This window comes from Roseovarius sp. E0-M6 (assembly GCF_037083845.1).
Classification (GTDB): Bacteria; Pseudomonadota; Alphaproteobacteria; order Rhodobacterales; family Rhodobacteraceae; genus Roseovarius.
On the sequence record NZ_JBAPLA010000005.1, the window covers coordinates 92,974 to 105,215 of the forward strand.

General features: G+C 62.8%; 11 protein-coding genes. 6 read left to right on the top strand and 5 right to left on the bottom strand.

Features of this window, described 5'->3' with window-relative positions:
- Positions 1 to 12: 12 nt before the first annotated feature.
- The 5 genes from V8359_RS13450 to V8359_RS13470 all read left to right on the top strand — a co-directional run bounded on the left by V8359_RS13450 (position 13) and on the right by V8359_RS13470 (position 7,015).
- Positions 13 to 1,344: an amidase gene (locus V8359_RS13450; protein WP_336429494.1), complete on the top strand. Its 1,332-nt coding sequence runs from the start codon at positions 13 to 15 to the stop codon at positions 1,342 to 1,344.
- A gap of 160 nt (positions 1,345 to 1,504) precedes the next feature.
- On the top strand, positions 1,505 to 2,683 hold the full coding sequence (locus V8359_RS13455; protein ID WP_336429495.1) for an aminotransferase class I/II-fold pyridoxal phosphate-dependent enzyme: 1,179 nt from the start codon (positions 1,505 to 1,507) through the stop codon (positions 2,681 to 2,683).
- Between the two features lie 16 nt (positions 2,684 to 2,699).
- Complete coding sequence (locus V8359_RS13460; protein ID WP_336429496.1) at positions 2,700 to 5,684, top strand: DNA translocase FtsK; 2,985 nt, start codon at positions 2,700 to 2,702, stop codon at positions 5,682 to 5,684.
- Between the two features lie 62 nt (positions 5,685 to 5,746).
- Complete coding sequence (locus tag V8359_RS13465; protein ID WP_336429497.1) at positions 5,747 to 6,334, top strand: exopolysaccharide biosynthesis protein; 588 nt, start codon at positions 5,747 to 5,749, stop codon at positions 6,332 to 6,334.
- 72 nt (positions 6,335 to 6,406) lie between these two features.
- The gene (locus tag V8359_RS13470) at positions 6,407 to 7,015 is read left to right on the top strand and encodes a LolA family protein (protein ID WP_336429498.1); all 609 of its coding nucleotides are present in this window, start codon (positions 6,407 to 6,409) and stop codon (positions 7,013 to 7,015) included.
- Between the two features lie 20 nt (positions 7,016 to 7,035).
- On the opposite strand, the gene V8359_RS13475 is transcribed toward V8359_RS13470, so the two are convergent.
- The 3 genes from V8359_RS13475 to V8359_RS13485 all read right to left on the bottom strand — a co-directional run bounded on the left by V8359_RS13475 (position 7,036) and on the right by V8359_RS13485 (position 9,451).
- A complete protein-coding gene (locus V8359_RS13475) occupies positions 7,036 to 7,656 on the bottom strand; it encodes a sulfotransferase family protein (protein WP_336429499.1) in 621 nt (206 codons plus the stop codon).
- 247 nt (positions 7,657 to 7,903) lie between these two features.
- Positions 7,904 to 8,488 carry a transglycosylase SLT domain-containing protein gene (locus V8359_RS13480; protein ID WP_336429501.1) on the bottom strand — a complete coding sequence of 195 codons (585 nt, stop codon included), beginning with the start codon at positions 8,486 to 8,488 and terminating at the stop codon, positions 7,904 to 7,906.
- Between the two features lie 81 nt (positions 8,489 to 8,569).
- Positions 8,570 to 9,451: an AEC family transporter gene (locus V8359_RS13485; RefSeq protein ID WP_336429502.1), complete on the bottom strand. Its 882-nt coding sequence runs from the start codon at positions 9,449 to 9,451 to the stop codon at positions 8,570 to 8,572.
- Between the two features lie 85 nt (positions 9,452 to 9,536).
- Here V8359_RS13485 and hspQ point away from each other — a divergent pair, with 85 nt between their 5' ends.
- Positions 9,537 to 9,863 (top strand): heat shock protein HspQ, encoded by a 327-nt coding sequence (gene hspQ / locus V8359_RS13490; RefSeq protein ID WP_336429503.1) that lies wholly within the window; start codon positions 9,537 to 9,539, stop codon positions 9,861 to 9,863.
- 59 nt (positions 9,864 to 9,922) lie between these two features.
- Here hspQ and V8359_RS13495 read toward each other — a convergent pair whose 3' ends face one another.
- Positions 9,923 to 11,497, bottom strand: coding sequence for a gamma-glutamyltransferase family protein (locus V8359_RS13495; protein ID WP_336429504.1), 1,575 nt, complete (start codon positions 11,495 to 11,497; stop codon positions 9,923 to 9,925).
- 277 nt (positions 11,498 to 11,774) lie between these two features.
- The gene (locus V8359_RS13500; RefSeq protein ID WP_336429506.1) at positions 11,775 to 12,227 is read right to left on the bottom strand and encodes an ATP-binding protein; all 453 of its coding nucleotides are present in this window, start codon (positions 12,225 to 12,227) and stop codon (positions 11,775 to 11,777) included.
- Positions 12,228 to 12,242 lie beyond the last annotated feature (15 nt).

The window sequence follows — 12,242 nt, forward strand, 5'->3', positions numbered from 1 at the left end:
AAGGAATGAGTGATGCAAGAATGGCTTTGGGCAAGCGCCGGGGAACTGGGCCGCGGGATCGGCGCGGGCGAGATTGACGCAGAGGCGCTCACAGACACCTACCTGAGTGCCATCCAAGCCCACCCGGACCGCGACCGCATCTATACCACCGTGACCGAGACCCGCGCCCGCGCCGAAGCTGCCGCCGCGGCGAGGCGCGCCCGCGCGGGTCAGAGGCGTGGACCGCTCGACGGGGTGCCGGTAAGCTGGAAAGACCTGTTTGACAGCGCGGGAACCGCAACCGAGGCGGGGTCGAAACTGTTGGAGGGGCGGGTGCCTGAGCAGGATGCTGAGGTTCTGCGCGCCGCGACGATGGCCGGGCTGGTATGTCTGGGCAAGACGCATATGAGCGAGCTGGCCTTTTCGGGGCTGGGGCTCAACCCGATGACGGCGACGCCGCCGAATGTGAATGATGCGAATGCGGTAGCGGGCGGGTCGTCTTCGGGGGCGGCGGCAAGCGTGGCCTTCGGCCTTGCCGCCAGCGCCGTCGGTAGTGACACGGGCGGCTCTGTCCGCGTGCCCGCAGCGTGGAACGACCTTGTGGGCCTCAAGACCACCGCCGGACGCGTCTCATTTCGCGGCGCCGTGCCGTTGGCCGAACGATTCGACACGGTTGGCCCGCTGGCGCGGAACGTGGAGGATTGCGCTTTGATGCTGGCTGCGCTCGAGGGGCGGCACGACCCGGTGGACCTTCGCGATGTGAGCCTCAAGGGCATGCGCCTGGCCGCGTTGCAAGGGCTGGTGATGGAGGAGACGCGGGACGCCCCGCGCAAAGCTTGCGCGTATGCGATTGACCGGTTTCGCGATGCGGGCGCCGAGGTGGTCGATTTCGTGTCGCCCGAGATTGACGAGGCGATGCCCATGTCGGGCGTGCTCTTTACATCCGAGGCCTATGGGATCTGGGGGGAGCGGATCGCGGCGCATCCCGAGAAGATGTTCAAGCCGGTTCGCGAGCGGTTCGAGCAGGGGCGCGCCTTTGGGGCCGCCGATTACGTGGCCGCATGGCGGCGGCTTGAGGTGTTGCGCGCGCGTTGGGCCGCCCGGACCGCCGGGTTCGATGCGGTGATCCTACCCACCGCCGCCAACATGCCCCCCGATGCGGCCCGGTTGATGGAGGATGGCGAGTACTACGTGGCCGAGAACTTGCTGACCTTGCGCAACACGCGGGTGGGCAATCTCATGGGGCTTGCTGCGATCACCTTGCCGACCGGACATCCAAGCTGTGGCGTGATGCTTTGCGGTGTGGCGCATGGCGAAGAGCGGCTTTTGCGGGTTGCCCGCGCGGCCGAGCTGGCGCTGTCTTAAACCGTTGAATTTGAGTATTTTTGGAGCATCGAGGCACGAATGCCAAAAATGCCACAATTTCGGGGGCTTGCGGTGGTTTTACTGGACCTGAGGCGCGTCCGCAGGTAGTTTCGGGGGAAACGGGGCGGCAATGATCCCGTGAACCTGAGGCAGTATCGAGATGTTTCCCGAGCGGTTTGAGACCCTTCCGGAGTATGCGTTCCCGCGTTTGCGGGCGCTTTTGGACGCGCATGCGCCCGGTGGCGATGTCGTGCATATGACGATCGGAGAACCGAAGCACGCCTTTCCGGGCTGGATCACAGATGTGATCGCGCGGGAGGTTGCGGGCTTTGGGCGCTATCCGGTGAACGAAGGTATGCCCGAACTGTGCGAGGCCGTGGCGGATTGGGTCGCGCGCCGCTATGGGGTGAGGGTTGATCCGCAACGCGAGGTTCTGGCCCTGAACGGCACGCGCGAAGGACTTTATAACGCGATGATGGCGTTGTGCCCCGAAGAGAAAGCCGGGCAGCGGCCGGTCGTGCTGATGCCCAATCCGTTTTATCAGGTCTACATGGTGGCGGCGTTGAGCGTGGGGGCCGAGCCGGTCTTTCTCAACGCGACGCGCGACACAGGGTATCTGCCGGATTTCGACGCGGTGCCCGCGGAGGTGCTCGAGCGGACGGCGGCGGTTTACCTTTGCTCCCCGTCCAATCCGCAGGGGGCGGTGGCCGACAGGGCCTATTGGGCGCACCTGATCGATCTGGCCGAGCGGTATGATTTCAGGATTCTTGCCGACGAATGCTATTCCGAGATTTATCGCGACACGCCGCCGGCCGGCGCGCTTGAGGTCGCGCGCGAGGTCGGGGCCGATCCCGAGCGGGTGTTGATTTTTCACAGCCTGTCGAAGCGGTCGAACCTTCCGGGGCTGCGCAGCGGCTTCGTGGCGGGCGGGCCCGAGTGCATCGCGCGCATGCGGCAATTGCGCAATTATGCCGGAAGCCCGCTGCCGATGCCGCTTCAGCACGCGGCGGTGGCCGCGTGGTCCGACGAGGCGCATGTGGACGAGAATCGCGCGCTGTATCAGGAGAAATACGCGATCGCCGATGACATCATGAGCGGGATCGCGGGATATAGCGGTCCCGAAGCCGGGTTTTTTCTGTGGCTTGAGGTCGAGGACGGCGAAGCCGCGGCCCTCAGGCTTTGGCGCGAAACCGGCGTCCGGGTTCTACCCGGCGCCTATCTGAGCCGCGATACCGCCGGGGGCAACCCCGGCAAGCATTACATCCGGGCCGCGATGGTGGCCCCAAAAGACGAGATGGCACAAGGGCTTGGACGCCTGCGTGACTGTCTCCTGAACTGACGAGGACGAGGGCAACATGGCATATCAGGCACGCGGACGCGATCCGCTCTTGGACAGCAACATGGCGGAAGTGATCGAGAAGCGCGGCAAGGAATTGCTGGGTTTCGGGCTTCTTGGGCTGGGCGCGATCGCGGTGGCCATGTTCGCGAGCTACAGCCCCGATGACCCAAGCTGGCTCTCGGCGGTGGATGCGCCGGTGCAGAACTGGCTTGGCGCCTTCGGGGCCAAGCTTTCGGCGGCGTTCTTTATGATCGTGGGCTGGGGTGCGTGGGGCATTGCGGCGCTTCTGGCGGTATGGGGGATGCGGTTCATCTTCCATCGAGGTCAGGATCGGGCGATGAGCCGGGTGATCTTCTCGCCGATCTGGATCGCGGTGCTTGCGCTTTACTGGGCGTCTTTGCCGCCGAGTGTGAACTGGGGTGAGGCCCACAGCTTTGGCCTTGGGGGTCTCTTTGGTGATACAATCCTCGGGTCCATGCTGGGTATTCTGCCGTTTTCGGCCAGTACCGGGCTCAAGCTTCTGGCATTGGCGCTCGGGGCTCTTTCGGTGGTGATGGGGGCCTTCGTGCTTGGATTTTCGCGCGATGAACTGCGCCGGATCGCGCGGTTCCTGATCGTGGGGGTCATCATGACCTATTCCTGGCTTGCCGGGTTGGCGGGACGGGGTGCCAGTGGTGCGCTTCATGCCGCCCGCACTGGCGCGGAGCGTCGCGCAGACCGGAGCGCGCGCCGTGCGGAGGCATCTTCGCAGATGCCTGACCTGCCCGAGGAGCCGCGCGTGACGATCGTGCCGCCACGCCTGAGCCGCAGCACGGGCATGCGCTATGAGGAACAGGTGACCGAGCCTGTGATGGCGCCTGCCCGCCCGTCCGAGCCGGCCCCGGCCGAGCCGCAAAAGACAGGCGGCCTTCTGTCGCGTATGCCGTCGTTGATGCGGCGGCCCGATCCGGCCCCACAGGCGGAACCGCAGATGCACACCGACGACCCGGCGCCGCAGCCGCAGGGCGAGGACCGGATCAAGGCCAAGATCGCCGACGTGATCAAAACGCGCGTGCGCCAGAACCCAGGTCTTCAAGCCGAGACCGTCGCGCCGCTGACCAAGGGGCGTGGCCGTGGGCCGATCCCGCTTGTTCTGGATACCAGCGTGCCGCGTGTGGCGCGCGACCTTCCGCCCGAGCCGCCGCTGACCGCCGGTGCGGCCCTGCCGCCGGAACCGCCCCTCACGGCGGGCGGTTCGCAGGCCACCGCATCCGACTGGATGTCGCAGGAGGCGCCCTATGTCGCCACCGAGGCCCAGATGTATCACGATGAGAACTTGGTCGAGGATATCGCGCCGATGGACACCGCGCCTGTTGCGCCCGCCACGCCGCGCATTCCCGTGCCGGAGCCCAAGAAAGTGGTGCAACATACCGCGCGGAAGGCCCAGCAGCCTTCGGCCCGCGCCGCCGCCGAAGCACAGCCCAGCTTGCAGTTCGACGAAAAGCCGGATGTGCAATACGAGCTTCCGCCGCTGAACCTGTTGACCAGCCCCGAAACAATCCAGCGCCACCACCTGAGCGACGAGGCTCTGGAGGAGAACGCGCGGATGCTCGAGAATGTGCTCGATGATTACGGCGTGAAGGGCGACATCGTGAGTGTCCGCCCCGGCCCCGTGGTGACGATGTATGAGCTTGAGCCTGCGCCGGGTCTCAAGGCGAGCCGTGTCATCGGCCTTGCCGATGATATCGCGCGCTCGATGGCGGCGCTTTCGGCGCGGGTTTCGACCGTGCCGGGGCGCAGCGTGATCGGCATCGAACTTCCCAATGACAACCGCGAGATGGTCGTCCTGCGCGAGATCCTTGCCACCCGTGATTTCGGCGATGGCAATCAGCAGCTTCCGCTGGCCTTGGGTAAGGATATCGGCGGCGATCCGATCGTCGCGAACCTTGCCAAGATGCCCCACCTTCTTATTGCCGGGACCACCGGATCGGGGAAGTCGGTGGCGATCAACACGATGATCCTGAGCCTTCTTTACAAGCTCACACCGGATGAATGCCGTCTGATCATGATCGACCCAAAGATGCTTGAGCTCAGTGTCTATGATGGCATTCCGCATCTTCTGAGCCCCGTTGTTACCGACCCCAAGAAGGCCGTGGTGGCCCTGAAATGGGTCGTGGCCGAGATGGAAGAGCGGTATCGCAAGATGTCCAAGATGGGCGTGCGCAACATCAACGGCTATAACAGCCGTGTCGAGGATGCGCTCTCGAAGGGTGAAATGTTCAGCCGCACGGTGCAGACCGGGTTTGATGATGAAACCGGCGAGCCGGTGTTCGAAACCGAGGAATTCGCGCCCGAGAAAATGCCCTATATCGTCGTGATTGTCGACGAGATGGCCGACCTGATGATGGTCGCGGGCAAAGAGATCGAGGCCTGCATTCAACGCCTCGCTCAGATGGCGCGGGCGTCGGGCATCCACCTGATCATGGCCACGCAGCGCCCTTCGGTCGATGTGATCACCGGCACGATCAAGGCGAACTTCCCGACGCGTATCAGTTTTCAGGTGACCTCGAAGATCGACAGCCGCACCATTCTGGGCGAGATGGGGGCCGAACAGCTACTGGGGATGGGCGACATGCTCTATATGGCGGGGGGATCGAAGATCATCCGCTGTCATGGTCCTTTCGTGAGTGACGAAGAGGTCGAGGAGGTGGTGACCAACCTCAAGGCCTATGGTCCGCCGTCTTATGTGGGTGGCGTGGTCGAGGGCCCTGACGACGAAAAGGCCGACAATATTGATGCGGTGCTTGGCCTTGGTGGCAATACCGACAGCGAAGACGCACAATATGACGAGGCCGTGCAGATCGTCCTTCAGGATCGCAAATGCTCGACCTCGTATATTCAGCGCAAACTGGCCATCGGGTATAACAAGGCGGCCCGCCTTGTGGAGCAGATGGAAGAAGAAGGCCTTGTGAGTTCGGCCAACCATGTCGGCAAACGTGACATTCTCGTTCCCGAACAGTGAGGTGGTGAACTTTGCGCGGTGCTCGGGCGTTGTGGCTTGAACCTTCAGGAGAGTAAGCCGCGATGAGCGAAGGGCAGAACGCTGGCGATCTTGTGGATGCGGTGGTGGACCTGGCGGATGAAAGCGATCAAGTGTCGATCCGCGACATGGTCGAAACCATTGGTCATCGCGGGTTTGGGCCGCTGATCTTCGTGCCCGCGTTGGTGGTGGTGTCGCCGCTGGGCGGGATTCCCGGTGTGCCGACGTTGTTTGCCTTGGTGATCGCGCTTATCGCGTGTCAGATCCTGGTGGGGCGCGGGCATATCTGGTTGCCTGACCCGGTAGGCGCGCGATCGGTCGACAATGAAAAGCTTCGCAACTCCGCATGCAAGGCGCGACCGGTGGCGGATTGGATGGACAAATGGCTGGGTCGCAGGCTAGACTCCCTTACCGGGAAGACCGCGCGCACGCTGGCTGCTGTCACGGTTGTCGGTCTTTGCATCCTTGTGCCGCCGCTCGAGCTTATCCCGTTTGCCGCGCTGGGCCCGATGCTGGCGGTGGCGGTTATCGGCCTTGCGCTTACCGCGCATGACGGCGGCTTGATGCTGTTGGGGCTATGTGGCGCGACGGTGGCCTTGATAACCGGGGTCAACATGCTGATATCCATCTGAGACCGCGTGATATCGCATAACACGACCGCCGGACCTAGGTTCAGCCGCATCCAATACCGAAGGAGCGAATCAATGACATTCAGAACCCTGCTGGCGGCTTGTGCCGCAGTTCTGGCAACCACATTCCCGGCTGCGGCCGAGAAGCTGCCGTTGACCGATCTGTCGCGCTATCTCAACAGCCTCAAGACCGCGAGTGGTGAGTTCACGCAGATCAACGATGATGGCACGATCACCAAGGGCCGGATCATCATCAAGCGGCCGGGCCGGGTGCGTTTCGAATACGCGCCGCCGGACAAGACGTTGGTTGTAGCGGACGGATCAACCGTGGGTGTGGTCGATGGAAAGTCGAACGAGCCGCCGCAGGGGTATCCGCTGAACAAGACGCCGCTGTCGATCATCCTTGCGCGGAATGTCGATCTGACGCGGGCGCGGATGGTGACGGGCCACCGTAGCGAAGGCAATAAGACCATCGTGCGTGCCCAAGACCCGCAGAACCCGGAATATGGCAATATCGAACTCGTGTTCACAGGCGATCCGGTCGAACTCAGGCAATGGGTGATCAACGATGGCAACGGTTCACGGACAACGGTTGTCTTGGGTGATCTGAAAGAGGGGGGGGCTTATGGCGACGACCTGTTCGTGATCCCCGGTCTTGAGGATGTCGGGCCCGTCGACCGCTAAAGCTTTGCGCCGAAACGCCTTTAGCTTTGCAGGTCGATATTGTGTTTTTGGAAGGCGGTTGTCGCGTTGGTGTGCGGATAATCCTGTGAAGGTACAGGGACACCCAGAAACGCACAGAGCGGTTCCCATCCTGAGCCTAGGTCGTGGATCAGGAGCCGGTCCGCCGGGATGGCGGATTTCACCTCGGCAAGATGTGCGTCAAAATCTGCTATTGCGCGCTCTTTGGTGTCAAGCCGGTCGCCAAGGAAGACATCGACGAACTCTTGTATCTGGCGCATATGCGGCGCATCGGGCGGCATTTCGGTCTCGCGAAAGATTTTGATCGTCTTGCAATAGGATGCATACCATCCTTCGGGGTCACGCACCGACAGGATCACCTTTGCGTTCGGGTATTGCTTGGCCGACTCGCGCCAAAGATGGGCGCCGGGCCAGTCGACCTGAGAGCGATACCCGGCAAATAGAAGATCCAGATCAAGGGGCGCGCCGCCGCAGAAATAGTCATGCCACGGCTGCGCCTTTTCAGGATTGTCACGAATTTCATGCATGTGATGGCAGGGCCCGAAGCCAAGAATGGTCAAGGCTTCCCGCAGGGAGTCCGTGCCTGTGCGGCCAAAACCAGCACCGATGATTTCCAATGCCATCCGTAAATAACCTTTGTTGGATATGTCCTTAAATTTATGTGTGGTTGATACAGTGTGCCTCAACGTGGTTCTTGGCAACGAATATTTTTCTGAGGAATGACCTCTTCAATTGCGCTCATGCTGCGGGAGCGACAGCGCCAGCATCAACCTTGCCACCCCGGCTGGAGTGGCAAGGCCGGGCCCGATCAACACCGCATCCGCAAGGAGCATGCATATCGGGCGCTGGCTTGCTTTTCGCCTGATCGTTTCAGCCGCAGCGGCGCAGTTGTCTGCGATACATCGCGGCCCGGCTCTCAAGTTCACCCGAGACGCGCATCAGCCACGGCTTATTGCGGTAGGAGCCGCGTTTATAGCCGGTTCGACCTTCGTGATAGGCGAGATACTGATTTCGCGTGTCACTGAGTGAAATACCCAACCGTTCGCGAGAGCCGTTCATGTACCAGCCCATGAAATCGGTGGCGTCGCGGATATTGTCGCGCCGTGCGCGCCCCCGGCCCTGATCGACGAGATATTCGTCCCATGTGCCATCAAGCGCCTGACTATAGCCGAAGGCCGAGCTTTGCCGGCCCGTCGGAATAATGCCCAGCGTATAGCGCAGCGGTGTGCGCGCATCGCTGTCGAATTTGCTTTCCTGATAGATCGTGGCCATCTGCACGTGAACGGGCACGCCCCATTTGCGCTCGGTCGCGCGGAATGCCCTGAGATAGCCGGGTCTCTGACTTAGGATCGTGCAGGCATTGTCGAGCCCGGAGGGCGATTCACCCAAGCCGCCGCCACGGCCACAGGCCGCGACAAGCATCAACAATACCAGTGCGCGAAGGGATCTGCTCATCTGCCTCTCGCTTTCGGTTTTTTTATGTTTTCCCCAGTCTATCGCATTCGTCGCGCCCTGTGAATCGCGAATTTCACACGCTCAGAGCAGAAGCGCGAGAAGCAACGCAAGCCCCGGAGCGGCAAGCAGGGTCGAGGTCAGCACGAGCCCTGCGGCAGCTTCGTCATCGGCCCCGTATTTCGCGGCCAGAAGGTAGGATGTGACAGCGACGGGTGTCGCCATCTGCACCACGAGCACGCCAAAGGCCACGGGCGGCAGATCAAGGACACACCCGATGCCCCACGCGATCCCCGCGCAAAGGATCAGCTTGACCACGCTCAGCGCCATGGCATGCCCGAGCCGCGCGGCCGACAGGCGCGCCATGGCGACGCCCAGCGTGATAAGCATCAGCGGAATGGCCATCTGCCCCGCAAGATCGAGCGTGTTGGTGATCACCGGCGGCGTCTGCCAGCCCTGCCAAAGAAAGAGTCCGCCAAGGCAGGTGGCCCAGATCATCGGTTCGCGCAGCATGCGGTGCCACGCCCCATGCCCGGCGACCATCCGGATGCCCACAGTGAACATCAGGATGATCGACACGGCGAGGATCACCACCGCGATTTCCAACCCCTTCTGACCAAAGGCGAAAAGCGCGAGCGGCAGGCCAAGATTGCCCGTGTTCCCGAAGGTGAGCGGGGCGAGGTAGCTGCGCAGGTCGAGGCGCAGCGCGGCGAGCAGCGGCAGGAGCATTGCCGCGATGGCGACATGGGCCAGAACCGCCGCCAGCGTGACCTCGGCCAGAGCGGCGAGATCGGCCTCGGCGCGCATCAGCGCGGTGAAGATCAGGCAGGGCAAGGCCAGCGTCATCGCGAGCCGCGTGACGAATTGCAAAGGATAGTCGAATCCCAGTCGGACCCACGCGAATCCGACCCCCGCCAGAAGGAAAACGGGCGCGACGATACCCAAGACTGTCATGGTGAGGTTCACAGACTGTTTCCCGCTGTTTCCGGTTAGACCATTGGACAAAACGCCCTTGAAACCATTAGGATCACCCGTTAGGGGCTGCAATGTCATGTTGAAAACGCGCGCGAAATATAATCTCGGACAGGTGGTCCGGCACAAGAAACACCCTTTTCGAGGGGTCGTTTTCGATGTCGATCCAGAATTCGCAAATACGGATGAGTGGTATTCTTCGATCCCCGAAGAAAGCCGTCCGGTCAAGGATCAGCCGTTTTATCACCTTCTGGCCGAAAACGATCAAAGCTACTATGTCGCCTATGTCAGCGAACAGAACCTTGTCGCCGATTACTCCGGCGTCCCGGTTGAACATCCCGATATCCCGGACCTGTTCGGCCCGTTCGAAGACGGGCAGTATCCGCTTCATTTCCAGTTGAATTGATTGGGTGGCGGGCCGGGCTGAAGCCCGACCTACCTTTACGGGCCGCGTAGGCCCGCCTATCAATACCCGAGCGCGCACCCGTCCTTGCGCGGGTCCGATGCGCCCTCAAGCACGCCGTCGGCCCGCATGAGGATGGCCTGCGCCCCGCCGATGGGATCGTTGCCGACAAACACGTCATGGCCCAGATCGGTCAGCGCCCGGCATGTGACCGGGTCATAGCCACGCTCGACCTTGAGGCGCCCGCCCTCGGCAAAGGCGCGGGGCGCGTCGATGGCCGTCTGTGGGTCCATTCCGAAATCGACAAGGTTCGAGGCGAAGCGCGCATGGCCCGCTGGCTGATAGGCGCCGCCCATGACACCGAATGGCATCGTCACCTCACCGTTTTGTCCCAACATGCCGGGAATGATCGTGTGCATCGGCCGCTTGCCGCCCTGCATTTCATTGGGGTGGCCGGAGGTCAGGGTGAAGCCCGCGCCGCGGTTCTGCAAAAGGATGCCGAACTTTTCGGAGGCGATGCCGGAGCCGAAGCCGTGAAAGATCGAATAAATGAGTGATACGGCCATGCGATCGCGGTCCACGACGGTGATATAGACCGTGTCGCGATGAACTGCCTCGGTCAGGGGCGCGGCATCGGGCATGGCGCGCCGCGGGTCGATCAGATCGGCAAGGCGGGCGGCGGTTTCGTCGGACAGCATGAAGTCAAGCCGGGCGGTATGATCAGGATCGGCAATGATCCGGTTGCGCGCGTCATAGGCCAGCTTGGTCGCCTCGGCCTCGAGATGGAGGCGTTCGGGCCCCATCGGATCGAGCGCGGCAAGGTCGAACCGCGACAGGATGTTGAGCATAAGGATCGCCGCTGGCCCCTGTCCGTTCGGCGGATGCTGAATGATATCGGTGCCTTTGTATTGCCCTTGCACGGGTGTGGCCGGGGATCCGGTATGAGCGGCGAAATCATCGGCGGTGTGAACACCGTTCAGCGCGGCGAGCGCGGCCAGCAAATCGTCGGCCACCTCACCCTCGTAAAAGGCGCGGGCCCCGTCACGTGCGATCCGGCGCAGCGCCTCGGCCTGACCGGGTGCGCGGAAAATGTCACCTTGTTCAAACGGCGCGCCGCCCTTGGTGAAATGTGTGATCCCGTGCCCCTGAAGCGCCTTGCCCGCATCGGGCCAGTCATGGGCCACGCGGGCGGCGACGGGAACACCGGCGTCGGCGTAATGGATGGCCGGGGCGAGGATACGGTCAAGTCCAATCTTCCCCTCGGTTTCGCTCAGGGTGTAGAAGGCTTCGATCGCGCCGGGAATGGTCACCGCTTCGGGGCTGTCGATCGGCACGGTCTTCAAGCCACGGTCGCGCAGGGCCTCGGCGCTGGCGGCGGCGGGCGCGCGCCCCGATCCGTTATAGGCGCGCGGTGCCTCGCCGGGGCGGGACCAGAGCGCGAAGCAATCGCCGCCGATGCCGGTCATGTGGGGTTCGCACATCCCCAGCAGAACCGCGCCGGCGATGGCCGCGTCCATGGCATTCCCTCCCGAGTCCAGAATCGAGAGCGCGGCGCGGGCGGCCAACGGATGAGATGTGGCGCACATGCCATTGGTGGCGAGTACGGGAGAGCGGCCGGGAAAGTGAAAATCGCGCATTGTCGGTGTGTCCTTGCTGTCTTTGGTCGGGACATTAGGGGCAAGTGCACGGAAAGCCAAATGGCAGTTCATGCGGCGCGAATTTCGGAAGGTGTGGGGAAAAATAGAGCCTCGGCGCCGCGTACTGGGTGGGGGCTGTTAAACGCGACGCCGAGGGAAGCTGTTGCAGCTACAAGGCAATATATGCCCCGTCATTCTGACTGCTTTGCGAAGTAAACGAGGCATTTTCGGGGCATTTACCGATGACGACCCGTGTCGCGCAAAAAGTCACGGGGGGTCACTCCGAAGGTGAGTCGAGGCCGAAAACAAGCGCCAGACGGTTGCCCTTTGCGGTGCGCTCATAGCTGAGCGAGGTGGTCAGCCGCCGGATCAGGAACCAGCCGAATCCCCCCTCGGGCAGATGGGCGCGCGGGCGGTTTTGGTCCGGTGCCTCTCCGGGCGGCAGGGAAAGGCCGGGAAGCGGCTTACCGGGGTCGGTCACCACCACGTCAAGCGAGGCGTCGGAGACTGAGAGCGTGACCGTGAACCGCGCGCCGGGATGGTCGGCGCAGGCGTGTTCAACCACGTTATTGAGCACCTCGGCCATCGCGATTTCAACGTCGCCACAGACTGAATCGGGAAGGTCGCGTGACCAGAGCCATGCGCGAATGTCCGAGAGCGCAGAGCGGACGGCGGTATCGGAGGCCGTCGCTTCGGTTTCGAACCTGCCTGCTGAGCGGGGGGTGTTCAATATCTCGCTCCCGTC